We start from the raw sequence: 25,128 nt of genomic DNA, 5'->3' as shown, positions 1-25,128 counted from the left end.
TGAGTGACACTACGATGACGGATAGTTTTCTTTTTAAAATCAGTACTCTTTTAATTTTTCGACCGTTTTGATCATCGGTTTATATCGCGCAAGATTCTTATTTGTAAAATTGTCCCATGCCGCGTACATGTGCCCGAGCATAGCAGGGTTATCCTTGTACAAAAACGAATAGTCGATGAGAGCGCTTACCGCTTTAATGCCCTTGAAACTTGTCGGCAGGACGCGAAAGCCCTTGTTCAAAAAATAGGGAATGGAGCCGTAGCGTTCCAGTTCGTCGTAGTGCCAGTCGCAGATGATAATGTCTTTGGGAATAAGATCGACGGCGGGATAGGTGCCGTTACACGAGCTTTCGTATTCGCCCTTATAAACGCTTTCTTCATCCTCGCTGTCGATGAGGCGGTCGCCCCACATATACATTGTAAGTCTCCGTTTTTTGACACAGTGATCGTATAGTCTGTTCACAGCGCCGGCAAACAGCTCGGCCTTGTCTTTTCCGCGGCAAAGAGGGCAGCTATCTTCGCCTATCAAAAACACCTCGTCCAAGCCGACGTGTATTTTTTTTACCGAAAAAACTTCGGTAATTTCGTCGATTAAATCGAATAAAATTGTGTAAACTTTTTCATTGGAAGAGCAGAGGCTTCGGCAATAAATACCCTTATTGCCGGGGTAGAGGCCCGGCGTTTCGTCCAGTTCGGGGTAAGCTCTGAGCAGGGCAAAGGTTTCGTTTTTCCACGATTGATGGCCGAGGCAGTTTATTTCCGGGATGAGGTCGATGGAAAGCCTGCGGCATTCGGCTGCAATTTCGCGTGCGACGGTTTCGGAAAGCACGTATTTGTTATAGAGTTTTGGGTCGCTTTTCCATTGATAGTTGTAGCCTATTTGAAGAAAAAGCGTGTTGATTCTCCGTTTTTGTAAGCCGGGCAGCTCTTTTATGAGGTTTTTACCTGTTTTGTCGGTATTTACAATTGCATGAAAAGCAATGACGAATTCTTGTTCCGGCACACCCTTTGTTTGAGCATAAACAGCCGGCGATAAAAGCAAAAGCAGCAAGAATAAGGGTACCATTGCTTTTTTTTTGAGAGTTTTTGCTGTCATAATGAACCTCCCCTTATTTTAGAGTACCGCCTTCATTACTCCCACTCAATAATTACCATAGCATATTTGTTTCTTTTATGTATTGTCAGTATCTATTAAGTTTCTAAAACCAAACATTTTATACCTATTTTTTGTGGTTTTAGAGGTTTTTAGTATCAAAACAGTATCAATAATGATACTAAAAATATTACTATCATAATCATTCCATTTTTATCTTTAATACCACATCACTATTGCTTAATAATCGCTTTATTTCTTCCTTACTTAAATTTTTAATCTTCCCAATTCGAGTATATTCCCATGTGTTTGCTCCATAAAATACAACTATTTTGTTTCCGGAGTACAGCATTATATCTCCGGCTTCTGCTGCAATTCTTTTATCAGATGAGGAGTAAGTTTTACCCAATTCTCCTACCTGCTCAAAATCGCTATATTTAGATAACCGGATGGTTACCTCTCCTTGTTTTAATTCTTCCTTTAGTTCCTTTACAGTATTATTGTTTTCCCATTCAACATCAAGTACAGTGCCATCTATTTGCATGTCTTTTATCATATTTTCATAGGCATCTTTTCCAAAGTAATAGCTATGTGCCTTATCCCCATGAACGATAAGTACAGCACTACGGATTTCATTACTATACTGTAGAATTGGTTGGTTTAGAAAAGATATCATCCCTATAGTATTCCATCCCTCATTGGAATTAAGCGACCTGCTATGATAACCACGCTCTGTCTTATAATAAGCATAATAATCTTTTACAAACTGAGGTGCATCTTCAGGAAGTGGATCGACTACTCCACCTGCCCTTTCATATGCTCCTGTTTGATAGTCTTTTATTCTTTGCTCATTAAATGCACATAGCTGAAAGATTTTACAATCTTAAAGTCATGTGCTTTTTATGCTGTTTGATGCTTTAGACAAACTGGAGTTGTTCTAAGTCTTCTCGGTTGCACCTTCTCGCCCTTCGGACAAGGAGTCTCCCTCGTTCAAAGAGCTCGGTCAATTTCTGTTTAACGATTTCTTTTTCCGGTATTTTCTGTCCCTCGGATTTCCTCATGATAGAAATAATCCACGACCACCGGATGTCCCTGCGGGACTCTGCCATAAGGCATTTCATTATCCACAAAGGGACAATCATACTTTTTAGCCATTCCCTCAGCTTTTACTTCAAGTGCTTCAAAGTAGCTGCGGTTATGCTTGTTATAGATCGCATCGTAAAGCGGTACAAGGTCAGGATATTTTCCAGCGATATAATCCATAATCGTCTTCTTGAAACCGCCCCGCAGATTGAGATTTTCGAGCCAGAACAGATCGCACTGACCCTTTACCCGCTCAAAGATCGCTTCAAAGTCCGTGATACCGGGGAATACCGGGGATACGAAACAGACTGTACGGATCCCTGCGTCATATACCTGCTTCATAGAAGCGATACGACGCTCAATGCTCGAAGCAGAGTCCATATCGTTCTTAAAATTTTCATCCAGTGTGTTGATCGACCATGAAACGGTTACTCGTCCAAGCTTCTTCAGCAGATCGATATCCCGTACCACAAGATCAGACTTTGTGCAGATTAGAATATCTGCGTCACTGCCGATCAGCTGCTCCAGAAGTTTTCTGGTATTCCCGAATTGCCCCTCCTGTGGATTGTAGCCATCCGTCACAGAACCGATGACCACCCGCTGTCCGGCATATTTCTTCGGATTTTTAATTTCCGGCCAATGCTTCACATCAAGGAAAGTGCCCCATTCCTCCTTGTGTCCGGTAAAGCGCTTCATAAAAGAAGCATAGCAATACTTGCAGGCATGTGTACAGCCTACATAGGGATTGACCGAGTAACCGCCTACCGGCAGACCGGACTTGGTCATGATGTTCTTTGTTTCCACCTCACCAATGAGGATTCCATCGATTACTTCTGCCATGATCTCTGTACCTCCAACACTTTATTGAATTCTTCCGGCATTTCCTGAATCATATTTTCATCCCCTATGATAGAGACAAGGTCTTCCTTCATAAACACCGGAATGCCGAGCGCGTGTGCCTGGTCCGTCAGAGACCATGCCCACTCCGGCTCCGTATGAACCTTCCTGCTCTGAGCTCCAGTCATGGTGCCGACAACGATCCAGTTGATTCCGGAAAGGCCAACTGTACCGGGATCGTCGAATAACGGCTCAAAGGTAACATGGTAGTGTTTTGCTCTGACGTTTCTCCGAAGCGCGTCAATACGCCACAGTTCTGCTTTCCTCGTTACCGTAACGCCAAACCATGCGTTTTCCAGATCGGTATCAAAATCCAGCAGATCGGGGCGCTTGGTAAGAAACAGGAACTGATGCTGTGGATTTTCACGGATCTTTGCAAATACCTCGTCTCTCCATTCCAGCTTCCATCCGGAGAGATCGCTCATGCCGGTAAGAAGAAAGTTCTGCGGACGTTTCTTTTCCATCATCTTGAGCTTACCCGAGAAGAACTCAGGAACAGCGAAATCATCAATCATATGCCAGCGTTTCACATTGTTGCGGGCATAGCAATATGCACACCCCACTGTGCAGCCGATGACGATATTCATGTTCTGAATCTGATTTTTGATACAAATACTCATGACTCCTGCCAATCCTCAAGATTCTTTCTGATACGGTCGAGGCATTCCTCAAACCGGGTAATTTCTTCCTCTGAAAAACCTTTGTAGTAAATACTGCCCATCTCATCAGATACAGAATTGTACTCGTCCTTTACGGCATGTGCTTTCTCAGTCAGAAACAGGAGTATTTTCCTTTTGTCCGTTTCAGACTGAACGCGGCTTATCAGCCCTTGATTTTCCATTCTTTCCAGCATCGTCGTAAGAGAAGTTATCGCTAATCCACATTTGATCGAGAGTGACCCAATCGGGATTCCATCCTCCTGCCACAGCACATAAAGAATACGCCCCTGGGCTCCATTGAACGCATCAATATTCTTTTCACTGAGAATCTTCTCAAAGATCCGGTCTCCAAGCTGTTTTATTTTGGTAACAAGAAATCCTCCATTCATTTCCATACAAAAGCTCCTATATAGTAGTTTATCAAATCATACTATATAGGAGCTTTATTGCCAACAGTTTGTATGTCTAAATAGAGGTAAATTCAAATTTATCAACCACTATTTCCACAAAAGCCTCCCACCAAAATGATGGAAGGCTTTCTAAACAATTTATCTAAATTCAACAACTTCCTTTTAAACCTACTTTTTCTCATTTTTAGTATCAAAACAGTATCACTAAGGAGCTTTTTGCTTCCGTAAACCGTTGTAATATTGTATTTTCAACGATTTTACGGAAGAAACATTTTTGTTACTCTACTCCCACTCAATAGTAGCCGGCGGATTTGAGGTTATGTCGTAGATTATTCGATTGTGCTGCGTTTTGCGCAGCCGCCGCCTGACAAAAGCGTCCCTCGGAACGTATTGCCTGAAAGTCCGTCTATATGCACTTGAGCGAATTTTCCTATAAGCGATTGACGCGCGGGGAAAGCTATGCGTTCGTCTTGTTCGGTTTTCCCTAAAAGTTCATTTTTATCGTCTCGCGAAACGCTTTCAACAAGAACCTTTACGGTTTTACCGACGCGCAGTTCCATTTCTTTTCTGGTAATTTCAAGCTGCAAATCGATCACTTTTTGGAGGCGTTCTTTTTTAACCTTGAGAGGAATCTGATCGGGAAATTTCGCCGCAGGCGTTCCTTCACGCGGATTAAAATAATACATAAAAGCCGCTTCATAACGGACTTCGCGCATCAAAGAAAGGGTCGCTTCAAAATCGTCTTGGGTTTCTCCGGGAAATCCTATCATTATATCCGTAGTCAACGACACATCGGGAAGTTTTTTACGCATGAGGCTTACCAATTCCAGATATTCTTCGCGGGTATGACCGCGGTTCATCTTCTGTAAAATTCTGCTTGATCCGTGCTGAACCGCAAGGTGTATGTGACGGCACAAGACAGGATTCGCCGCGATAACGTCGAGTATTTCAGGAGAAAGATTTTTAGGATGGCTTGACACAAACCTTACCCACTCGATTGAAGAGGAAGTTTGCTTAAGGTGATCCGCTATGCGCTGTAAGAGAGACGCAAAATCGCATCCTTCGTGGCGGTATGCGTTTACGGTCTGACCTAAAAGCGTTATTTCCTTTACCTTGTAAGAAGAAAGAACATCTATTTCCTTGATTATTTCTTCTACGGGGCGGGAAACTTCTCGGCCGCGAACATAGGGAACTATGCAAAAAGTGCAAAAATGATCGCAGCCGTGCATTATCGGAACAAAGGCGGTAAAAGCGCCCGGCTCGTAAGAAAGAGGAGCGAACTTGTACTTAGCCGAATTGTCAAGGTCGGTGGGAAGATCTCTTCCTTCAATTTCGCTTATTATGCGACCGAACTGCGACTTGGCGAAGGTTCCTACAACATAGTCTATTACCGGATAGTCTTGCTTTAAAGAATGAAGCAAACGTTCGGCCATGCAGCCCATAACTATCACCGTGATCGGCTTAGGCCCCTCTTTAACCAAACGCGCAGCGACTTCAAGGCTTTTGGATTTTGCACCGGGTTCGCAGTTGCGTAAAGATTTGAGTCCTTGAAACCAGCCCAGACGGCCGAAAATACGGTTTTCAGCCGTAGCTCTTACTGAGCAGGTGTTTATTATTGCGCAATCGGCTATTTGCGCGGAAGCAGCCTTTGTCCATCCTCTGGCAAGAAAAAGCTGTTCCACAGCGGAGGATTCGGCAAAATTCATCTGACAGCCGTATGTTTCAAAATAATAAGTCATTAAATATCCTAATAGATCCTGCGGCGTTTGCCGAAGGGCAGATTCTTTCAAATTTGAAAGGGTTCATAGCTTCCGTATTCGGCGCAGGCATATGCGTTGTGAGCGTGTATGCTCTCTTCATTTTCCGCTTCCACGCAAAACCAAGCGAACGGCCTTTCCACTGGAAATTTCTTTAGAGCCAGATAGACTTCGCGCACTATGTCTTCAACAAAGCGGGGATTGTCGTAGGCTCTTTCCGTAACGAATTTTTCATCAGGGCGTTTAAGCAAAGAATATAACGCAGACGAAGCGCATTGTTCAACGGCAAAAATCAAATCTTCGATCCAAAAAAAATCCGAATACAAAAGTTTTACGCGCACGCGGCCTCTTTGGTTGTGCGCTCCCTTGTCGCTGATCGCCTTGGAACACGGACAAAGAGTTGTAACGGGAACGTCTACCGAAATAAAAAAATTATGAAAATCTTTGCCAACGGCGCCTTCATAAGAACACGTATAGCACATTATTGCGCTTTCCTTTGTGACAGGAGCGTGTTTTTCAATAAAATAAGGAAAGGTCACAACTCCGTAAGCGCGTTCGGCTTCAAGTTTTTTTCTTATCTCTTCAAGCATTGAAAGAAAGCGGTTTAAGCTTAAATTCTTATGGTACTTATGAAAAATTTCAATAAAGCGGCTCATGTGAGTGCCTTTAAAATGATGAGGAAGGTTTACATAAAGTTCCACGTCGGCCGTAGTGTGCTGGGTCTTTTTGCTCTTATCCAAAACCTGAATGGGATATTTTACGCCCTTTACCCCTACCTTCTGCAGAGGGATCCTACGAAAGTCGCTTTCATTTTGTATGTCCGGCATTGAATTTTTATTCGTCATATTATCCTTGTGCGCCGTTGCCGCCGTCTTTACAGGGTTTCAGACGAGGCGGGCGGCGTTTTTTTTAAATCGGCGCCGGCCGCAGCGTTTTGAGCTGTTTCACGAGCGCCGACCGCAACATTTTGTGCCGCCTCGAGCGTATTGGAAAGAAGCATCGCAATCGTCATAGGCCCTACTCCGCCCGGAACGGGAGTAATATACGAAGCGACTTCCTTTACCCGCTCAAAGTCAACGTCGCCCGTAAGGCGAAAGCCTGATTTTTTAGAGCCGTCGGGAATTCTGTTGACTCCCACGTCTATTACGGCTGCGCCGCTTTTAACCATGTCCGCCGTTACCGTCAAAGGTTTTCCCGCCGCGGCGATCAGTATGTCCGCGCTGCGAGTAATTTCAGAAAGGTTTTTCGTTCCCGTATGGCAAACCGTAACCGTGCAATTATATTCTTTTTGCGTAAGTAAAACGGAAACGGGCTTCCCTACGATATTCGAGCGGCCTATAACTACGGCATGAGCGCCGTCGGTTTTAATACCGCTTTTTTTTAACAGAATAAGAATCCCGTGCGGCGTACAGGGCAAAAAAGCCTTTTTTCCTATCATCATCTTGCCCACGTTCAACGGATGAAAACCGTCTACGTCTTTTTCAGGTGAAATTTCAAGAAGAACTTTTTCTTCGCTTATATGAGCAGGAAGCGGAAGCTGAACAAGAATGCCGTGAACGCTTTTGTCCTTGTTCAGTTTTTTTATAAGACGCAAAAGCTCGTGCTCGGGAACGTCCTCCTGAAGCCGAAAGGAAAGATCTTTCATTCCCGCTTCGACGAGCGCCTTCTTTTTCCCCGTAACATAAGAAACGCTTGCAGGATCCGAACCCACAAGGATGACAGCAAGACAGGGAATAATTCCTCGCTTCTTAAGTTCAAGAACTCTTTTACCGATATCCGCTCTGATATCCTCTGCAATTTTTTTTCCGTCTATAACAGCCGCGCTCATTATTTCTCCGTTGTGTAACCTGCCGAAAACATAAAGGTTTACAAGTTGATAAAAGGCTTAAAAAAATATAATATAAGTAAAATATACCCGATCTTTGTGAAAAATTCTATCCGCAGCTTTAAGGCGCGCATCTTCTATGACGCATAGAGTTCCGGCGGCGGAATGAGATCTTGAAGATCTTTAACTGAAAATAAAGGATACCTTAAGCATGAAACGATTTTTGTATTCGCTGCTGCTCATTTTTTTAAGCGCGTCGTTTATGTACGCGCAAAAGTCCGGCGACGAAGACGACGGCGGGGACTATTACGAACCGTCCTATGACTATAAAATGAACGGAAGCGGCGACCAATACATAAAAATCGCCCTTATGGGCGTTTTTCCGCAGAATTTCAGCGATAAATTGTCCACGGGCGGAGCGGCCGAGATAGGTTATCACAGATTTTTGACGGAGTTCTTTGCGCTGGGGTTTGACGTGCAGTTCGGCTACAACCCGACGATAGGGAGCAATATGTTCACTTACGTGCCCATGACTTTTACCGGAACATTCCAGCCGTACTTCGGAAAATTTGAATTTCCGATCACACTGGGGGTGGGAGCCGCGCTTGAAAGCTATCTCAACAGAAATTATTTTCCGGGGCTCATCCTGAAGGCGCAGGCGGGCGCTTTTTACCGCGTAATGGAAAACTGGTCGTTCGGCATTGAATCCGAATATATTTACATGCCGCAATGGTACGTAGAGCATCCCGAATGGAACGATTACGGCCTTTTTCTTACGGTCGGTCTTATCGCCAGATACCACTTTTAACTATTCTTAAGGAAATTGAAGATGAAAAATAAGAACCTAGCCGTAATTGCGTTTTTTGTAACAGCGGTTGTTGTTTTTTTTACGGGTTGTCAGGACGAGATTTTTAATACGATTCGGGACGAAATAAAACTTGAAGATCTGACCGTAAGAGGGCATATAAATTCCATAGTTCGCTACAAGGACGGCGGGACGGAGTACATTCTTACCCAAAACGGAAACGTCTACTATAAAGATTCATCGATAGGCTACCACACCGATTGGACAAAGGACCCGACTTTAAAAGGCACCGCGGTAAAATTGGCGGCGGACGTCACATATATTTACGCACTTTTAGCAAAGTGGGCAAACGATGAGACTGAAGGCAAATGGGTAAGAGTCGGATCCTCCCTTGTTTGCAAAAGCGGCATAAGCGGCGCGTGGTCTACCGTTCATGAAATAGACGGCAACACAACTGTCATCCTTTTTTGCACTAACGCCGTCCGAAATACAAACAGAAAAGCCTATGTGCGGATAGGCTCTTCCGTATATCTTCTTAACGGAACATCGGCTCCTTCTATTGTGACGACGGGATCGGCTAACGCATCTACAGTTCCTACTTCAAGCACGCAGTCTGCTGTTTTTAACCCTTCCGACGGCAAAACCTATTTTTTTAATTCGGCCGCCTCCGTAACAAATGAAACGTCTACTTTAGCTGCAACCCACATGTACTATGCCGAAGGCGACCACATATATCACACGTCCACAGCTCCCGTTTCCTGGACGGGACTTGATGTGGGAAGCGCTACAATTTATTCCATGTCGTATACCGGCGACTACCTGGTTTTAGGAACCAGCAGGGGCTACCAAAGATGCGCCCTTTCTTCAAACGCGCCGGCGGGCAGCATAAACAATGATTTTTCAAATGCGTCGTCTACATTGTCTTCTTATTATGAAGTGTGGGCCATACTTGCAGTAGATCCAGAGGCAACGGAAGCCGGAAATTCCATATACGCGGCAGTGGATTATTCGGGAAGTTCATCTTCAACTTCTGCGGTCTTTAACAACATAGGGCTTTGGGGCTACTATGCCAGCCGCGGAAAATGGAACAGAGAATAAGTCAAAGTGCGCCGGTATTTAATTCAGCCGGCATAAAAATTCAATAAAAACTTTTTTACAGGGGCGGCGATAAAAGCGAAGATCGCGGCACACGGCGGGTTTTCAGTCCTTCCACGGAAAAATAAAAGAACGGAACCGGCGCGGCCCCAAGGTTTCTTTATCTTGGGCTATAAGTTCGTCCCACGGAATATTCTTACGTTCCGACCTTGTTTTAAGTTCGGGATGCTGTTCAAGATAGTCGTACTTGTAAAGCCTCAATCGAAGAGCGTTTGTTTGAGCCAAAAGTATGCCCGACACAGAGGGAATAAGAAAAAACAAAAAAAACGAAAGCAAAAACAGCAAAAAGGTATAAATTCCTACAAAGATTGAAAAAAAAGTGTTGTCGAAAAAGATCAAAAAACATTTTTTTAAGCATTTTTTAAAATCGTCGTGCATGGCGGCGCGCAAAGGAATAAACCATTGAAGCGAAAGAGCTCCTATAATTCCAAGCCAAAAAAGCATTGCGCCCAAAACCAGCCCTACGGGGTTTTTCATAGAAAGATAGCCGGGAATTCCTATAAAACAGGCGGAGCCCAATGTTCCGCACAAAACGCCGAACAAAAAACCGTCTTTAGCGCATTTGGGTATTGCCGAAAAAAAATCGCTTATGGGTATGGTTTCAAAACAAGCTATGCGGTAAGCATGTTCGGAATAGGCCGTCACAAGGATCGCCGCGCCGCCGCAGGCGACGATAAAGGCGGACATTCCGAGCGCGCTGTTTAGCGGAGCGACAAGGGTCAACACGAAAAACGCCAGAACCGCATATAAGATTATCACAAGGTTCACTATTATAAGCTGGCCCGCGTTGTCCCAGCCGTCGCAAAAATTCTTTTTTAAGTAAAATCCGTACATGCAAAAAGTATAACCGTTTTATATTTGTCATTCAAGAAAAAAAACAATATACTTTTTTCTTATGGAATATGATATTTCTTCAACGATTTCGTTGGTTTCACATATACACTCGGCGGCGGCGGACTTTTTACGCTTGAGGCTTAATCAGCACGGTCTGCCGAATTTGAGCTCGTCGCACGGATTTATACTGTTTTTGCTTTCGAAGGAAGAAAAACTTACCATGAGCCAAGTGGCAAAGCGCATAAACCGCGACAAGTCTACGGCAACAGCACTCGTTCAAAAACTTAAAAACAGCGGACTTGTGGAAACTCTTGCAAACAAAGACGACGGCCGAAGCAAATTTATAATGCTGACGGCGAAAGGAAGGGAATACAACAAAATTACGGCAAAGCTTTCAACGGAATTGATCGAAAAATTCTACAAGGATTTTACGCAAGACGAGCGGCGCCAGGTTTACGATCTTTTGTTGCGGATATCGTCGCACTTTGATTAAAATCATCACGCCGGCACGCACACTTGTTCACCGCGCCAAAACTTCGCACCGGCGCAAAGTCTCTCGTGCCGCCGCATGTCACGGCACAAGCGGCACTTTATGACGGCGCATATCGTGACACAGGCCGCACTTTTTGCTGTACAAGCCCCGCGTTTTTTTGCCACGTGTGCTGTGCATGACGTGCCGGCGCATTTTTCGCATTTTTTTGCTGCACATGCTCATATTCTGTGATACAATTATTGTTTGTTATGAAAAAAACATTTTTATTTGATAAATCTGACAAAAATACGCTTGAATTTTTTTCTTCGGTAAAAGACAGCATATCTGCAAATTCCGACGAACTGATACAAAACACGCATCTTCATCCGCACGGAATAAAAGAGCTTTTGGAAAGCAAACAGATCCGCGTTGCAAAATTGATTCTTTTGCTGCTGCATGCCATGGACAAGGGCACTATAGACGACAGACTTAACGCACTGCATTCGCTGCGCGACGAAGTTCTCCTCTGCAGCGAAAATCCCATGCCCGTAAACACGGCTCGCATCCTTCTTTGCATGATGAAAGAGCTGGTTCGCTCCGAAGACGAAACCGAGCAGCTTGAGCTTTTGCACGATTTTTCAATGCTTATACGGGCAAGATCGTGCACGGTAAGAAAGTACCTAAAAAAATACAATCTTCTTGAAATGCCCGAAGCGTGGAATCAAATAGCGTTCGATTATCACGTACACGATTCATATACGGAAGGAAGAAAAACTCCGACTTACCTTATCATGGACGCATGGATAAAGGGAATAAAACAGCTTAACGTGATCTATTACGGATACGCTCCCAAGGAAGCCGTGCGCGAACTTCTCAGCGCGGCGGCCTACATGTCGATCAAGGTAAAAGTGGGAATAGAAAACATAGTCCTTTTTAACGGCAAGCCTGTAAATTTCATATGGATACCGGAAGATCTTCCTGACGTAGAGCACTGGTGCGCTTTTTTAGATAGAAGCGACGTCGTAGCTTTTAACAAAAAGGCTATAGCCGCTTGGGACAATCAAAAAAACACCCCGACGCGAATAAAATACAATTCTCCCATGGATCTTATAAAACGCATAAACAAGCTTTCTTCCAACTACGGCATAACTTTAAATCTTAACGGACTTACGGACACGGACGTTCTTGAACTTCTTTTTGAATGCAAGGGAAAAATTTCAAATATCGAAATATTCAATACTAAAAATTTTTACGAACAGGAAGAATCCTATGCGGCAAAGATAAAAAAAATAATCTGCTGCATAAATGAAAAAAACACCGCAAAACTCAAACGCATAATAAAAAAGATGCTGAACAAGCTTAAAGAATCGCAAGCTCCGTATCAGGGCACCCAACCGGATTTTGCCGTAAAAAATCAAAAAGAAAATAAAAGCGAAGCGGCGGCGAAGACGAATGCTCAAGCGAAAATGCAGAGCGGTGAAGTCATGCGTCACATAAAATACCTAAATAAGATACTCTCTCATCTGAGCGACTTTTTTTTGTTCTATGAATACAAAACCCTGCACGACAGGTGGGGTTCCAATTCTGTCGGCAAAGCGAGTGAAGAGCACAACGGGATGGGATTCGCGCTTCTTGAAACCCTCCCCATAGGAGCGCAAATACAGGTGCTTAAAAACAAGGAGCGAAGGCTTCTTCCCGTGCACATACAAACCTTGTACCGTGAAAATTTTCGGCCTGCGGAAGATCGCAGATTGTTTTTTATCCCGCATTTTAGGCCGAGGTTAAAAAAAATAAGCGGCGAATGGATCACAGAACAAAATTGTGTTAAAGGCGAAAACAACCTTGTGGCGCTGGGGGAATACGACGCCGCGTATGAAAAGCAAAAGTCAAATTCCTATGTAAAAAAACGCAAGGGGCTGCTGTACACTTGGAAATACATGAACACCGGCGTAAAAAACAAGATAAAAATCTTAAGCGGCTTTATACCGGCGTTTTTGTCGTTTTACCTTACAAAAGACTGGTGGGTTTTAAAATTCTTAGGCGCCGTAATATGGTTTGCCATAACGGGAGTGAGAAACATCATTCAAGCGGTGGTAAGCGGAGACAGCAGAAAAAGGTCTCCCCTTTTGCACTGGACAAGCTACGTCGACTGGAGCCGCATCGCGGATTCCCTTATGTATACGGGCTGGTCGGTGCCGCTTTTGGATTATTTTGTTACCACATGGCTTTTAAAAGAAAAATACAATATAACGGTTGCGACGGCTCCGTTTTTGACTTACACGGTTATATCGCTTGTAAACGGAGTTTATATTTCCTCTCATAATATTCTGCGCGGGCTTCCCAAAAGCGACGTGATAGCAAATTTTTTCCGAAGCATTATTTCGATCCCGTTTGCGCTTGCGCTCAGTTCTATGTTAGGCGTTATACTTACGGCGGCAGGCCTTGATGCAGCGGACATAATTCAAAGATGGGCGGCTATAATTTCAAAGCTGGTTTCGGATACCATAGGGGGCGTTATTGAAGGACTGAGTACCCGCCAAAAAAACATAGATCTGAGAAACGCCGATTACGATAAAAAACTCTACCAAATGCAAAAAACATGCACCCGCCTTGAATTCATGTTTCCTAAAAAAAATCTGGTAAAACTTTTCAAATTTCCTGAAACGCTGGTTAAAACTGTAAAAGACAAAGATTCAAGGCTTTTTAAAAGCATGATGTACGATTCGCTTGATTTCTTTTATTTTTGGCTTTTTCAGCCGCATGCCAGAACGGTTCTTATTTCCGTCTTAAAAAAGATGAGCCGCCGCGGCAGAAATTTGTTTTTAAATTTTCAAAACATATTGAACTGCCGCAAGGCCGTAATAGGACTTCTTACCGATAAAAATACGGGAATGAGTTTCAGGCGCGTTTTAAAGATTTATCTTATGTACGGTAATTCCTATCTTACGGCCTTAACCCGTTTGTCCGAAGGTAAAAAATGGGACGACTTTGCGGAAGAAATAGACGAAGAATACGATATTGAGCCCGATTATGCACCTTGACACGGAAAGCCGCAGCCCGTATGGCTGTTATCCCAAGACTTTGCGATCTTTAGCAGTTTAAGTTCGCTGAACATTGGCCCCGCAAACTGAATGCCCACGGGCATGCCGCTGGAAGCGGCTTTACCCGCAGGAACCGAAAGCGACGGAATTCTTGCAAGATTTACAAACGTCGTGTACAGATCGCTCAAATACATTTCAAGCGGATCGTCAACCTTTTGGCCGAGCTTAAAAGCCGTAGTCGGGCACGTGGGGCAAAGGACAATATCGTAACTTTCAAAAAGTTTCGCCATTTCACGCTGTATGCGAGCCCTTACGGTCATTCCTTTTTTGTAAGTATCGCCTGAAAATTGCTCTGAAAGAACGTAATTGCCGATCACAATGCGCCTTTTAACTTCGGGGCCGAAACCTTCGCTTCGGGTTCTTATGTAAAGCTCGTCGTAACCTTCGCCCGGATCTACTCGAAGTCCGTAGCGTATGCCGTCGAAGCGGCTCAAATTTGAAGCGGCTTCGGCAAGTGCTATTACATAATAACTGGCTATGGAAGCGTCAAGCACGGGAATATCCACATCGGCGATTTTCGCTCCTTGCTCTTCAAACCATTTGCGCGTAGACTTAAACACGGCCTCAACGTCGGCGTCAAGTCCTTTGTTTTCAAGGAATTGCCGCGGAATGGCTATCTTCAATTTTGAAAGATCTCCGCCGTTGTAAGGGGTAAGCGCCGATAAAAATTCCTTTCCGGAAAGATCGGCGCTCGTGTCGTCATAGAAATCCTTTCCGCACATGGCGCACAAGGGCTGCGCAATATCGTCGGGAGTGTGCCCTAAAATTCCTACCTGATCCAAAGAACTGCCGTAAGCTACGACGCCCCACCTGCTCAACACTCCGTAAGTTGTCTTTAACCCGTAAATTCCGCAGTAAGAAGCCGGAAGCCGCACGGAGCCCCCCGTTTCGGTTCCGAGTCCGAACAAGGCCTGATCCGAAGCAACCGCAGCAGCAGGTCCGCCTGAAGACCCGCCTGAAACATATTCTCTGTTAACGGGATTGCGCGTAGGCCCGTAAACCGAATATTCCGTAGAAGACCCCATGGCGAATTCGTCCTGATTGCAGCGGCCTAACGGAACGGCGCCGGAAGCTTCGAGTCTGGATATAACCGTAGCGCTGTACGGCGCCACGTAACCTTCAAGAATTTTACTTGCGCAGGTAAGGCGCTTGCCTTTAACTGAAATATTGTCTTTGACGGCGAAAGGAAGTCCTAAAAGCGGTTTTTCGGCAAAAAGCTTACAAACGGCGTCATGGCCGGCAGAGCGGGCCGAAGAAATTTCATCGTCGCATTTTTTTGCCTTTGTCAATGCGTCGTCGTATATTTCAAGGAATGCGTTGAGCGCAAGAGCGGATTTTTTATCCTGTTCAAAAGTTTCGATGGATTTCTTTACCAATTCAAAACTGGTAATCTTTCCTTCTTTTAGATGGGAACGGATATCGTTTATAGTATATTTCATTATAACCCTGCCTTAATGATCAAGTGCCTTCGCCCAACACCTTAGGCACTTGAAAATAACCGTCCATAAAATTACCGGAGATTTTCTTTACATCGGAAATTTCAAGTCCGGGAACTACAGTGTCCTGCCTGAGTTTACCTACTTCGGTAGAAGGATAGGCGTCGTAAGGATCTTCGCTGTCGTCATATTGAGAAAGCAGATCGAAATAACCTACAATATCGTCAACTTGCCTTTTTAAAGTTTCAATATCCGTCGACTCGGGAGAAAGCCGTGAAAGTTCAAGAAGCTGCTCGAGCGTCGTTTTATCAATCTTCCTGTGAATACTGCTCATAAACTGCATTTTAGCGAATTCTACGGGTTTGGACAATGCACTATGATTTCGGCGCGGTTGCCGCGGTCTTAACGCTGCGGCTTAAAACCCTTGAAACAGCATACGCAAAAAGCTAGAATATTCCCATTATGAAATCAGTACTTATTAAGGATATTTTAAAGTCCAAGCCGGAAGGCCAGACGGTAACCGTCTACGGCTGGGTGCGCACAAAGCGCGATTCCAAGAACTTGGTCTTTATACAAGTGAACGACGGTTCGTGTCTCGCTTCCATCCAGCTTACGTTTGACCGCACGGCGCCTTCAAAAAATGCGGATCCTGTATCAATTGAAAACAGTCTTAAAAAGATCACTACGGGAGCGTCGATCAAAGCCGAAGGAACTCTCATAGAATCTCCTGCCGGCGGACAGGCCGTCGAAGTAACGCTTGAAGCGCTTACGGTTTTAGGCGAATGTCCGACTGACGCCTACCCTCTTCAAAAAAAAGCGACTTCTATGGAATTTTTGCGCGAAGTCGCCTATCTTCGCCCGCGAACCAATACTTTCGGCGCCGTTTTCAGAGTAAGAAATCAAATGGCGTTCGCCGTTCATTCGTTTTTTCAGGAAAGAGGATTTCAATACGTAAATACGCCCATAATCACTTGCAGCGATGCCGAAGGCGCCGGCGAAATGTTCCAAGTTACAAACCTTTCTCTCGAAAAGATCGCAGAAACCGGCATAAAAGCCGGCGCCAAAGGAAAGTCGCCTGAAACTGCGGCGGATCTTGTAGACTACGGCAAAGACTTTTTCGGTAAAAAAGCAAGCCTTACCGTAAGCGGGCAGCTTGAAGGCGAAACGTTCGCTACGGCGTTGAGCCGCATATACACATTCGGCCCTACATTCAGAGCGGAAAACTCCAACACGCCCCGTCACCTTTCCGAATTCTGGATGATAGAACCCGAAATGGCTTTTTTCGATTTGGAAGACAACATGGATCTTGCAGAGGAATTTGTAAAATACCTTTTGAATTGGGCTCTTACAAAGTGCCGCGAAGATCTTGATTTTTTTAACTTACGCATACAATCCGGCATTATCGAAACCCTTACGCACGTAGTAAATTCCCCGTTCAAACGCATTTCATACACGGAAGCTATCGAAGAACTTAAAAAGCATGAGGACAAATTCGAATTCAAGCCGTTTTGGGGCTGCGACCTTCAAACCGAACATGAGCGTTATCTGACGGAAAATATTTTTAAATGTCCGGTAATGGTCTACAATTATCCCAAAGAAATAAAGGCCTTTTATATGAAGTTAAACGACGACAAAAAGACCGTAAAAGCCGTAGACGTTCTCGTTCCGGGTCTCGGTGAAATAATCGGCGGCTCCGAGCGTGAAGAAAATTATGAAAAGCTGCTTGCCGCCTGCAACGAGCGTAATATGGACATGTCCAATTATCAGTGGTATTTGGATCTGCGCCGCTTCGGTACGGTTCCTCATTCGGGATTCGGCTTGGGATTCGAAAGACTCTTACGCTACATTACAGGAATGGCCAATATCAGGGACGTGATCCCGTATCCGCGCGCCCCAAAATTGGCGGATTTTTAATTGAGTAGGACGGAGCAATGACTAAGTACATCTTTATAACCGGCGGGGTCGTTTCGGGTTTGGGCAAGGGAATTGCCGCCGCCTCGCTTGGACTGATTTTAAAATCCAGGGGATTGAAAGTAGTGAATCAAAAATTCGATCCGTATCTGAACATAGATCCGGGAACGATGAATCCCTATCAGCACGGAGAAGTATTTGTTACCGACGACGGAGCCGAAACGGATCTTGACTTAGGTCATTACGAGCGGTTTACGGATGCGACGCTTTCTAAAAGTTCCAACACTACCGCAGGGAGAGTGTATCTTGCCGTACTCAACAAAGAGCGGGAAGGAGGATTTAACGGCGGAACGGTTCAAGTAATTCCCAACATCACCGAAGAAATTCTTTACCGCATGAAACTTGCCGAAAAAGAATCCAATCCGGACATAATTATTACGGAAATCGGCGGAACCGTAGGAGACATTGAGTCGCTCCCGTTCATAGAAGCGATAAGACAGATGAAATACGACATAGGTGAAGAAAATTGCTGCTATATTCATCTTACGCTCATTCCCTACATAAAAAAAGCCGACGAACTTAAAACAAAACCCACGCAGCACAGCGTAAAAGAACTTCAGGAATTGGGAATAAAACCGAACATAGTCATGGTTCGCACCGAAAAACCGCTTGACAACACTACTCGTGAAAAACTTGCAGCCTTTTGCAACATCGGCACGGAAGATCTTATCCAAAATTTTACGGCGCGTTCCATTTACGAAGTACCGCTGCAGTTGGAAAAAGAAGGAATAGGAGATGCGGTATGTAAGGCTCTGAGTTTAAAATGCGCTCCGACACATCTTGAAGATTGGGCAAAAATGGTTTGGAGGTATGAAAACCCCAAGCAATCCGTAAATATCGCGCTCGTAGGAAAATACGTAGGCTTGCACGACGCATATCTTTCCGTAGTCGAATCCTTGGTACACGGAGGCATTTTTAACGAAGCCGATATTGCCGTGGACTGGGTGGACGCTGAAATTTTGAACGACAAGAAGGCCGCCGAAGAACGTCTTAAAAATGCCGACGGAGTCATCGTCCCCGGAGGATTCGGCGACCGCGGCATCGAAGGAATGATAAACGCCGCCGCATTTGCGCGTTCGCATAAAATTCCTTATTTCGGCATTTGTCTTGGAATGCAGATCATGGTGATCGAATACGCCCGCAACGTTTTGGGCTTAAAAGGCGCAAATTCCACGGAAATCGATAAAAAAACACAGTATCCCGTGATCGACCTTATGCCGGATCAAAACGGAGCTATCTTAGGCGGAACTCTCAGGCTCGGAAAATACAAATGCGCAATCCTGCCCGGCACCTTGTCTGAAAAAGCGTACAAAGAAAAAAACGTGTGGGAACGGCACCGCCACAGGTATGAATTTAACAATAAATTCCGCGAAGAGCTAAAGAACGCGGGGCTTATAATCGCGGGAATAAACCCCGAGCGGGATCTTGTGGAAATATGCGAAGTGCCGGATCATCCTTGGATGGTTGGCGTTCAATTCCATCCGGAATTCAAAAGCCGCCCCAATCGCGCCCAACCGCTTTTTAGAGATTTTATTACGGAAGTCTGCGCCTACGCCGCAGCGCATAAAAACAAGGGCTGAAATGAATAAGTCAAGAAAAAAAATAACCGTTTTGGATTTCGGAAGCCAATACGCTCACCTGATCGCCAAGCGCCTTCGCATGTCGGGTTATTATTCCGAAATAGCGCTCCCGTCGTCGCCTCTTTCGGCCTTCGAAAATACGGCGGGAATTATTTTAAGCGGCGGTCCCAGTTCGGTTTATGAAAAAAATATCCCAGAATTCAACAGTGAGATCTTTTCGCTTGAGATTCCCATGCTCGGCCTGTGCTACGGACATCAGCTTATGAGCAGCGCCTCAGGCGGAAAAGTTTCAAAAGCACTCACGGGAGAATTCGGCATAGCCCGCCTTGAAAATAAAGGCTGTCCGCAAAGTCCGCTTTTTAAAGGCATTGCGTTTCCGGCACAAGTGTGGATGAGCCACCAAGACGAAGTTACAAAAACTGCTCCCGACTTTGAAGTGATCGGCTTTACAAAGGACTGCAAGTTTGCGGCGGTGCAAGACCTTTCAAAAAAAAGATTCGGCTTGCAATTTCATATCGAAGTAAAAGACACGACAGACGGCAATAAGATATTGGAAAATTTTGCGAAAATCTGCAATATGGAAAAAAACTGGGATAACGATACCGTCCTCGATATAATTTTAAACGATATCCGGTCGGCCGCAAAAGATAAAAAAGTCCTTTTGTTTTTAAGCGGAGGCGTAGACAGCACTGTGGCCTTCGCGCTTTTAAATAAGGCGCTGGGACAGGACAGGGTTTTGGGGCTTCACATAGATAACGGTTTTATGCGCCTGAACGAAAGCGAGCAAGTGGCAAAACAATATCGCAGTTTCGGTTTTAATAATTTTATAGTTGAAGACGCCGGCAAGACCTTTTTAAAAGCCGTACAAGGGCTGACCGATCCTCAAAAAAAGCGGATGGCCGTAGGCGAAACCTTTATCGCCGTCAGGAACGAAGTGGTTTCAAAGCAGCATTTAAACGAAGACGAATGGCTTTTAGCTCAGGGAACTCTGTATCCTGACATCATTGAAAGCGGAGGAACTGAAAATTCAAAAACAATAAAGACTCACCACAACCGCGTAGCGGGAATCCAAAAGCTTATTGAAAAAGGTCTTATCATCGAACCTTTAAAAGACCTGTATAAGGACGAAGTTCGTTCCATAGGTAAAAAAATCGGACTTAGCGATCATCTGGTAATGCGCCATCCCTTCCCCGGTCCGGGACTTTCGATAAACGTTCTTTGCTCCGACGCAAAGTTTACGAAAAAAGACAAGGAAGAATTTGAAAAAGCGGGCGAAGAACTTTCTTCGATCGCCTTAAACATGTTCTGCGAAAAATGCAGCGCTTCTATGGAAAAATATGTTCTGCCGGTGAGATCCGTAGGCGTGCAAGGCGATTTCAGAACATACAAATTTCCGGCTGCGCTCAGTTTTGAAAAACAGGAAGGCGGATATTATCACATACCTAAAAACTACGACAAACTTGAAAAGGCTTCGAGCCTGATCACAAACAACTGTTCCTATATAAACCGCTGCATAATCCGCTTGTGGCAGAACCCGGCCGTTTCGGACGGCGATCTTAAATTACAAGAAGGTTACTGCGATAAAAACCGCCTTGATCAATTGAGGCAAGCCGACGACGCGGTTTTGACGGAACTTCAAAACACAGGATGGTATAACAGGATTTTCCAGCACCTTACCATAAGCCTGCCTTACGCTTCGTCGAAGAATCGCACAAGTTTTGTCCTAAGGCCGGTTTTCAGCGAAGACGTGATGACCGCCAGGTTCGCAAGGCTCCCGCATGAAATTCTTTTATCCATAGTAAAAAAGATTTCAGAACTTCCGTTTACGGATGCGATCTTCTTTGATCTTACAAATAAACCGCCTGCGACGTTCGGGTGGGAATAGCGGGAACGCACGGCATCGAAACGAGCGTCGGAACGGCGTCTAGTCGGCATTTGGACGGCTCATATAAAACTGAAACCGGATCGTTGCCGCGCCGCTTTGAGACATGTTTACTTCGATTTGTACAAAATATCGTTAACATTAATGGAGGCTTTGTGGTTTTATGCAGAAATTCAAACCCGTAAAAGAAGGAAAAATTCGTGAAATTTATGAGTGCGGCGACAACATGATCCTTGTCGCAACCGACAGAATTTCAGCCTTTGACAATATTTTAAAAAACGAAATCACCGACAAAGGAAAGATTCTTACAAAGATGTCCGAATTCTGGTTCGATTTTACAAAGGATCTTGTTCCTAATCACTTGATTTCCACCGACGTAAAGAACATGCCGGATTTTTTTCAAAATGAAAAATTCGCAGGCAGAAGCACTCTGTGCAAAAAACTTAAAATGCTTCCCATAGAATGCATAGTCCGCGGATATATAACCGGCAGCGGCTGGGAAAGCTACAAAAAAGACGGAAAAGTCTGCGGAATAAGGCTTAAAGATTCCCTTAAAGAATCCGATAAAATTCCCGAACCGATCTATACGCCGAGCACAAAGGCAGACTACGGGTTCCACGACGAAAACATTTCTTTTGAAAAAAGCGCGGAAATTTTGAAAAAAATATATCCTGAACGCGGCGAAGAATACGCTCTAAAACTTAAAGAATATTCGCTTGCGATCTACAAAAAATGCGCCGAATACGCTTTGCAAAGAGGAATAATAATCGCCGATACCAAATTCGAATTCGGTCTTGATAAAAACGGCGACGTGGTTTTAGGCGACGAAGTCCTCACTCCCGACAGTTCGCGTTTTTGGCCTTTAAAAGGATATTGTTCCGGCAAAAGCCAGCCTTCGTTCGATAAACAGTTTGTCCGCGACTGGCTTAAAGCAAATCCCGATAACAACCTGCTCTTGCCCGACGACGTCGTAAAAAAAACAATAGACAAATATAAAGAAGCGTATCAACTTTTAACGGCAAACACGCTCTAAACAGTAAAATTTTTATGTTTCCTCCGTTCCCCGAAAAAAAAGCGTTTGCCGAATGCCTCCGCATGATTGAAGAGCTCAAGGCGAAAACCCTCTCGATAAAGCAAGTTTCAAAAGTGAGCGAAGAAAGAGGCGATCACGGAATAATGCTCGGCGCCCTCGTCTGTAAAGATTCTGCGTCGGGGAAGACCGTCTATCTCAGAACCCTTTCGGGCATAAGCCGATCGCTAAAGCCCTCGGCCACCGGCGGAGAAGAAAAGGAAACAAAGACGATATATGTGGATCCTATAGTTCCGCCTGAAAAAATTTCTTCAGCCCTTCTGCAAAACGACAAAGAAATCCACGATCTTACCGAAAAGATAAAATCGCTAAAACCGCTCAGAAAACGTGCAAACGGGAAATACGCCGATCCGGAAGGCGAAGAAAAAAATCTCATCGAAAACCGTAATTTCTTATGCCGCCAATCCCAGCAAAAAGTTTTCGATCTGTATTCTTTCCACTGCGCGGACGGCAAAATTCGCTCGTTAAACGAAATATGCGGCTTAAAGGATCCTGAAGTGCCGCAGTTTGAAAAAAGAGCGCAGTTCGAATTTGAAAAAGCGGAGATTTCGGCTGAGGGCGCCGCTCAAACCGGTGCCCAATTGTGCGCAGCCCGTATACCGGGAGCCGAAAAATTCCCGCCCACAGGAACGGGAGAATGCTGCGCTCCCAAACTTTTAAATTTCGCCTTTATGCACAATCTTATTCCATTAAGCATGTGTGAAGTTTTTTACAGTCCGGATAACAAAGGAAAATCGTCACAGCCTTCATCGTTGGCCTGTAACTTTCGCGATTCTTATGCCGCTCAGCCCCCGTGCGACAAGCGGTGCGCCCTCATACTCCCCGGCATACTCGGCTTAAACATACTGTACCGCGACGACAGCATAATAGTCATAAACAAGCAAAGCGGGCTTTTGAGCGTTCCCGGCCGAGGAATACAAAAGCAGGACTGCGCCGTAAACCGGCTCCGCCGCCTTTTTCCTAACTGCATAGAGCAGCCTTCCGTCCACCGGCTGGACATGGAAACAAGCGGCCTTTTGGTCTTAGCATTTACGGAAGACGCCCACAGAAACTTATGCCGCCAGTTTGAAAAAGGACTCGTACAAAAACGTTATACCGCCCTCTTGGACGGAAATTTACATGAAAAGCGCGTCGAAGACCATGGACAAATGGAATTGTATTTCAGGCTCGACATAAATAACCGCCCTCATCAAATTTGGGACGAAATCCACGGCAAAAAAGCCGTAACTCGGTGGGATATCATCGGTTTGGAAAACTACACGGCCCCGGACGGTTCTTTAAAAAAAGCTACCCGTGTGATATTTACTCCTATCACAGGAAGAACTCACCAGCTGCGCCTTGCAAGCAGCGACATTCACGGATTTGACACACCGATCATAGGCGACAGTTTATACGGAAAATGCTTGGACGGCGAAAGGCTCTTGCTGCACGCGCACTATCTCAGTTTCACTCACCCGAAAACAGAAAAGGCTGTGGAATTTACCTGTCCGTGCCCGTTTTAGAGCGCCCGCCGCCTGCATAAATCACTTTATCTTTGCACCGTCTTTAAATGCCGCCCCTGCTACTTCGCCGAATTTTCTATAAGTGTTGTTTACAGGATCAAAGATTATGGGCGAAAGTTTTTCGACGTCAATTTTTCCGTTCGCGCTTAAAATCTTTTCATCGGCGCTCACGTTTACAATTTCTCCGAACAGATGGCATGATTTTTCGTCATAGCTTATAAGCTTACACTCCAGCGTCATCGGAAGCTCTTCGATTACCGGAGCGTCAACAAATTCCGACTTCACCGTGTGAAAACCGGCTCTTTTAAGTTTGTCGCTTATCTTATTTCCGGAAACGATCCCTACATAGTCGCATTCCGTAACGTAATCGGCCGTTCCCATACTAACCGTAAACGCTTTTTTTAAAAGAATATTCTTTACGGTTTTGTGCTCAGGACTCAGGCACGCAAAAAATTGGGCGGTATCGCCGATTGAGCCCCACGCTGCGTTCATCGCGTCGGGATTTCCGTTTTCGTCGTAAGTCGCAATTATAAAAACGGGCATAGGATATAAGTATTCTTTCGCACCGAAATTTTTCCTCATAAATTCCTCCTATAAATAAAATTGCACGAGGGGAAAAATTTCAATTTTCGACCGAGTGCAATCAGTGCGCGTTTTGCGCCCCTCGCTTTAATCAGCGTTTCCTTAATACAACGAAAAGTTCGCATAGTCAATATAAAAAGACTATCGGAATAAATTTATATGTTTTCTGTTTCCATTGTATACGATTTTTATTATATTATGATTATAATCGGTAAACTATACTATTCGGTTACGAAACAAGGATTGACCTGATGATCTCCGAGCGGCTTTTAAATATATTAGCGGATTCTTTTACGAAAATTCTCATCCCCGGACTTACGATGACGATTCCGCTCACCGTGCTGTCGTTTTCGTTCGCATTGATTATCGCAGTGATCACCGCTATGATACAGTTTTCAAAAATCCGCATACTCAAGGATCTTGCAAGATTTTACATCTGGGTTATACGCGGAACGCCCGTTCTCGTTCAGCTTTATATGCTGTTCTACGGGCTTCCGAGCCTCGGAATCGTGCTGGATCCTTTTCCGTCGGCGGTCATTGTGTTTTCAATAAACGAAGGCGCCTACATGGCCGAAACCGTGCGGGCGGCGCTGGAATCGGTGCCTAAAGGACAAATTGAAGCGGGCTATTGCGTGGGCATGTCCTATCTTCAAATCATGAGAAGAATCGTTCTTCCGCAGGCGTTTAAGACAGCGTTTCCTCCCCTTTCAAATTCGCTCATCGCGCTTGTAAAGGAAACGTCTCTTGCGGCCAATATAACCGTTTTGGAAATGTTTATGGCCACGCAGAGGATCGTCGCGCGCACGTACGAACCTCTAGCCTTGTACTGTGAAGTAGGACTGATATACTTGTTTTTTTCTACCGTGCTGACAAAATTTCAGCACATGGGTGAAAAAAAGTTAAATGCGGCGGGATATTGACCTTTAAAAAGCCGGGCAGCGGCCGGCAAAGGAGCGCAGGCCGGTAAATTGCCGAATCCGGTAAAATTGCGCCTA

22 protein-coding genes are annotated in these 25,128 nt (G+C 44.8%); 10 read left to right on the top strand and 12 right to left on the bottom strand.

Going from position 1 to position 25,128, the window contains the following annotated elements:
* Positions 1 to 39: 39 nt before the first annotated feature.
* The 8 genes from HRI96_RS02585 to HRI96_RS02550 all read right to left on the bottom strand — a co-directional run bounded on the left by HRI96_RS02585 (position 40) and on the right by HRI96_RS02550 (position 7,726).
* Positions 40 to 1,095: a family 20 glycosylhydrolase gene (locus HRI96_RS02585; RefSeq protein ID WP_210117976.1), complete on the bottom strand. Its 1,056-nt coding sequence runs from the start codon at positions 1,093 to 1,095 to the stop codon at positions 40 to 42.
* Positions 1,096 to 1,294: 199 nt separating this feature from the next.
* Positions 1,295 to 1,768: a cyclophilin-like fold protein gene (locus HRI96_RS02580; protein WP_256729278.1), complete on the bottom strand. Its 474-nt coding sequence runs from the start codon at positions 1,766 to 1,768 to the stop codon at positions 1,295 to 1,297.
* Positions 1,769 to 2,106: 338 nt separating this feature from the next.
* Positions 2,107 to 3,015: a radical SAM mobile pair protein B gene (locus tag HRI96_RS02575; RefSeq protein WP_210117975.1), complete on the bottom strand. Its 909-nt coding sequence runs from the start codon at positions 3,013 to 3,015 to the stop codon at positions 2,107 to 2,109.
* Positions 3,003 to 3,692, bottom strand: a complete 690-nt coding sequence (locus HRI96_RS02570) for a radical SAM mobile pair protein A (protein ID WP_210117974.1) — start codon at positions 3,690 to 3,692, stop codon at positions 3,003 to 3,005. The genes HRI96_RS02575 and HRI96_RS02570 overlap by 13 nt, the downstream gene beginning before the upstream one ends.
* Positions 3,689 to 4,126: a radical SAM mobile pair system MarR family transcriptional regulator gene (locus HRI96_RS02565; protein ID WP_210117973.1), complete on the bottom strand. Its 438-nt coding sequence runs from the start codon at positions 4,124 to 4,126 to the stop codon at positions 3,689 to 3,691. The genes HRI96_RS02570 and HRI96_RS02565 overlap by 4 nt, the downstream gene beginning before the upstream one ends.
* A 344-nt stretch (positions 4,127 to 4,470) precedes the next feature.
* A complete protein-coding gene (gene miaB, locus HRI96_RS02560; protein ID WP_210117972.1) occupies positions 4,471 to 5,880 on the bottom strand; it encodes a tRNA (N6-isopentenyl adenosine(37)-C2)-methylthiotransferase MiaB in 1,410 nt (469 codons plus the stop codon).
* A 47-nt stretch (positions 5,881 to 5,927) separates the two neighbouring features.
* A complete protein-coding gene (folE2, locus tag HRI96_RS02555) occupies positions 5,928 to 6,743 on the bottom strand; it encodes a GTP cyclohydrolase FolE2 (protein WP_256729277.1) in 816 nt (271 codons plus the stop codon).
* 29 nt (positions 6,744 to 6,772) lie between these two features.
* Entirely contained in the window at positions 6,773 to 7,726 is a 954-nt protein-coding gene (locus tag HRI96_RS02550) for a bifunctional 5,10-methylenetetrahydrofolate dehydrogenase/5,10-methenyltetrahydrofolate cyclohydrolase (protein WP_210117971.1), read from the bottom strand.
* 208 nt (positions 7,727 to 7,934) lie between these two features.
* Between HRI96_RS02550 and HRI96_RS02545 the strand changes: the two genes are divergently transcribed.
* The gene (locus HRI96_RS02545) at positions 7,935 to 8,531 is read left to right on the top strand and encodes a TP0733 family outer membrane beta-barrel protein (protein ID WP_210117970.1); all 597 of its coding nucleotides are present in this window, start codon (positions 7,935 to 7,937) and stop codon (positions 8,529 to 8,531) included.
* A gap of 21 nt (positions 8,532 to 8,552) precedes the next feature.
* Positions 8,553 to 9,626, top strand: a complete 1,074-nt coding sequence (locus HRI96_RS02540; RefSeq protein WP_210117969.1) for a hypothetical protein — start codon at positions 8,553 to 8,555, stop codon at positions 9,624 to 9,626.
* Positions 9,627 to 9,728: 102 nt separating this feature from the next.
* Here the strand turns inward: HRI96_RS02540 and HRI96_RS02535 are convergent, their stop codons facing one another.
* Positions 9,729 to 10,517: a hypothetical protein gene (locus tag HRI96_RS02535; RefSeq protein WP_210117968.1), complete on the bottom strand. Its 789-nt coding sequence runs from the start codon at positions 10,515 to 10,517 to the stop codon at positions 9,729 to 9,731.
* 61 nt (positions 10,518 to 10,578) lie between these two features.
* Between HRI96_RS02535 and HRI96_RS02530 the strand changes: the two genes are divergently transcribed.
* Positions 10,579 to 11,010, top strand: a complete 432-nt coding sequence (locus HRI96_RS02530) for a MarR family winged helix-turn-helix transcriptional regulator (protein WP_210117967.1) — start codon at positions 10,579 to 10,581, stop codon at positions 11,008 to 11,010.
* Positions 11,011 to 11,258: 248 nt separating this feature from the next.
* Positions 11,259 to 14,030 carry a hypothetical protein gene (locus HRI96_RS02525; protein WP_210117966.1) on the top strand — a complete coding sequence of 924 codons (2,772 nt, stop codon included), beginning with the start codon at positions 11,259 to 11,261 and terminating at the stop codon, positions 14,028 to 14,030.
* Here the strand turns inward: HRI96_RS02525 and gatA are convergent.
* Positions 14,018 to 15,529 carry an Asp-tRNA(Asn)/Glu-tRNA(Gln) amidotransferase subunit GatA gene (gene gatA / locus HRI96_RS02520; RefSeq protein WP_210117965.1) on the bottom strand — a complete coding sequence of 504 codons (1,512 nt, stop codon included), beginning with the start codon at positions 15,527 to 15,529 and terminating at the stop codon, positions 14,018 to 14,020. The two genes, HRI96_RS02525 and gatA, sit on opposite strands and share 13 nt — an antisense overlap.
* 19 nt (positions 15,530 to 15,548) lie before the next feature.
* The gene (gatC, locus tag HRI96_RS02515; protein WP_210117964.1) at positions 15,549 to 15,860 is read right to left on the bottom strand and encodes an Asp-tRNA(Asn)/Glu-tRNA(Gln) amidotransferase subunit GatC; all 312 of its coding nucleotides are present in this window, start codon (positions 15,858 to 15,860) and stop codon (positions 15,549 to 15,551) included.
* Positions 15,861 to 15,988: 128 nt separating this feature from the next.
* On the opposite strand from gatC, the gene asnS reads away from it, so the two are divergent.
* The 5 genes from asnS (at position 15,989) to HRI96_RS02490 (ending at position 23,551) form a co-directional block, all read left to right on the top strand.
* Positions 15,989 to 17,440, top strand: a complete 1,452-nt coding sequence (asnS, locus tag HRI96_RS02510) for an asparagine--tRNA ligase (protein ID WP_210117963.1) — start codon at positions 15,989 to 15,991, stop codon at positions 17,438 to 17,440.
* A 17-nt stretch (positions 17,441 to 17,457) separates the two neighbouring features.
* Positions 17,458 to 19,077 (top strand): CTP synthase, encoded by a 1,620-nt coding sequence (locus tag HRI96_RS02505; protein WP_210117962.1) that lies wholly within the window; start codon positions 17,458 to 17,460, stop codon positions 19,075 to 19,077.
* Between the two features lies 1 nt (position 19,078).
* Positions 19,079 to 20,962, top strand: a complete 1,884-nt coding sequence (guaA, locus tag HRI96_RS02500; protein ID WP_210117961.1) for a glutamine-hydrolyzing GMP synthase — start codon at positions 19,079 to 19,081, stop codon at positions 20,960 to 20,962.
* Positions 20,963 to 21,122: 160 nt separating this feature from the next.
* Complete coding sequence (locus HRI96_RS02495) at positions 21,123 to 21,992, top strand: phosphoribosylaminoimidazolesuccinocarboxamide synthase (protein WP_210117960.1); 870 nt, start codon at positions 21,123 to 21,125, stop codon at positions 21,990 to 21,992.
* 14 nt (positions 21,993 to 22,006) lie between these two features.
* Positions 22,007 to 23,551, top strand: a complete 1,545-nt coding sequence (locus HRI96_RS02490; protein ID WP_256729276.1) for an RluA family pseudouridine synthase — start codon at positions 22,007 to 22,009, stop codon at positions 23,549 to 23,551.
* 21 nt (positions 23,552 to 23,572) lie between these two features.
* On the opposite strand, the gene HRI96_RS02485 is transcribed toward HRI96_RS02490, so the two are convergent.
* A complete protein-coding gene (locus HRI96_RS02485) occupies positions 23,573 to 24,133 on the bottom strand; it encodes a flavin reductase family protein (protein WP_210117959.1) in 561 nt (186 codons plus the stop codon).
* Positions 24,134 to 24,384: 251 nt separating this feature from the next.
* Here HRI96_RS02485 and HRI96_RS02480 point away from each other — a divergent pair, with 251 nt between their 5' ends.
* Entirely contained in the window at positions 24,385 to 25,053 is a 669-nt protein-coding gene (locus HRI96_RS02480) for an amino acid ABC transporter permease (RefSeq protein ID WP_210117958.1), read from the top strand.
* The last annotated feature ends 75 nt before the right edge of the window (positions 25,054 to 25,128 follow it).

Source organism: Treponema parvum, assembly GCF_017893945.1.
Taxonomy (GTDB): Bacteria; Spirochaetota; Spirochaetia; order Treponematales; family Treponemataceae; genus Treponema_D; species Treponema_D parvum_A.
This window is presented reverse-complemented; position numbering and strand designations above follow the sequence as displayed.

Bases quoted from the DNA above. Each gene is read 5' to 3' on its own strand.
- HRI96_RS02585 (WP_210117976.1), bottom strand. From the start codon at position 1,095: ATGACAGCAAAAACTCTCAAAAAAAAAGCAATGGTACCCTTATTCTTG.
- HRI96_RS02580 (WP_256729278.1), bottom strand. From the start codon at position 1,768: ATGATATCTTTTCTAAACCAACCAATTCTACAGTATAGTAATGAAATC.
- HRI96_RS02575 (WP_210117975.1), bottom strand. From the start codon at position 3,015: ATGGCAGAAGTAATCGATGGAATCCTCATTGGTGAGGTGGAAACAAAG.
- HRI96_RS02570 (WP_210117974.1), bottom strand. From the start codon at position 3,692: ATGAGTATTTGTATCAAAAATCAGATTCAGAACATGAATATCGTCATC.
- HRI96_RS02565 (WP_210117973.1), bottom strand. From the start codon at position 4,126: ATGGAAATGAATGGAGGATTTCTTGTTACCAAAATAAAACAGCTTGGA.
- miaB (WP_210117972.1), bottom strand. From the start codon at position 5,880: ATGACTTATTATTTTGAAACATACGGCTGTCAGATGAATTTTGCCGAA.
- folE2 (WP_256729277.1), bottom strand. From the start codon at position 6,743: ATGACGAATAAAAATTCAATGCCGGACATACAAAATGAAAGCGACTTT.
- HRI96_RS02550 (WP_210117971.1), bottom strand. From the start codon at position 7,726: ATGAGCGCGGCTGTTATAGACGGAAAAAAAATTGCAGAGGATATCAGA.
- HRI96_RS02545 (WP_210117970.1), top strand. From the start codon at position 7,935: ATGAAACGATTTTTGTATTCGCTGCTGCTCATTTTTTTAAGCGCGTCG.
- HRI96_RS02540 (WP_210117969.1), top strand. From the start codon at position 8,553: ATGAAAAATAAGAACCTAGCCGTAATTGCGTTTTTTGTAACAGCGGTT.
- HRI96_RS02535 (WP_210117968.1), bottom strand. From the start codon at position 10,517: ATGTACGGATTTTACTTAAAAAAGAATTTTTGCGACGGCTGGGACAAC.
- HRI96_RS02530 (WP_210117967.1), top strand. From the start codon at position 10,579: ATGGAATATGATATTTCTTCAACGATTTCGTTGGTTTCACATATACAC.
- HRI96_RS02525 (WP_210117966.1), top strand. From the start codon at position 11,259: ATGAAAAAAACATTTTTATTTGATAAATCTGACAAAAATACGCTTGAA.
- gatA (WP_210117965.1), bottom strand. From the start codon at position 15,529: ATGAAATATACTATAAACGATATCCGTTCCCATCTAAAAGAAGGAAAG.
- gatC (WP_210117964.1), bottom strand. From the start codon at position 15,860: ATGAGCAGTATTCACAGGAAGATTGATAAAACGACGCTCGAGCAGCTT.
- asnS (WP_210117963.1), top strand. From the start codon at position 15,989: ATGAAATCAGTACTTATTAAGGATATTTTAAAGTCCAAGCCGGAAGGC.
- HRI96_RS02505 (WP_210117962.1), top strand. From the start codon at position 17,458: ATGACTAAGTACATCTTTATAACCGGCGGGGTCGTTTCGGGTTTGGGC.
- guaA (WP_210117961.1), top strand. From the start codon at position 19,079: ATGAATAAGTCAAGAAAAAAAATAACCGTTTTGGATTTCGGAAGCCAA.
- HRI96_RS02495 (WP_210117960.1), top strand. From the start codon at position 21,123: ATGCAGAAATTCAAACCCGTAAAAGAAGGAAAAATTCGTGAAATTTAT.
- HRI96_RS02490 (WP_256729276.1), top strand. From the start codon at position 22,007: ATGTTTCCTCCGTTCCCCGAAAAAAAAGCGTTTGCCGAATGCCTCCGC.
- HRI96_RS02485 (WP_210117959.1), bottom strand. From the start codon at position 24,133: ATGAGGAAAAATTTCGGTGCGAAAGAATACTTATATCCTATGCCCGTT.
- HRI96_RS02480 (WP_210117958.1), top strand. From the start codon at position 24,385: ATGATCTCCGAGCGGCTTTTAAATATATTAGCGGATTCTTTTACGAAA.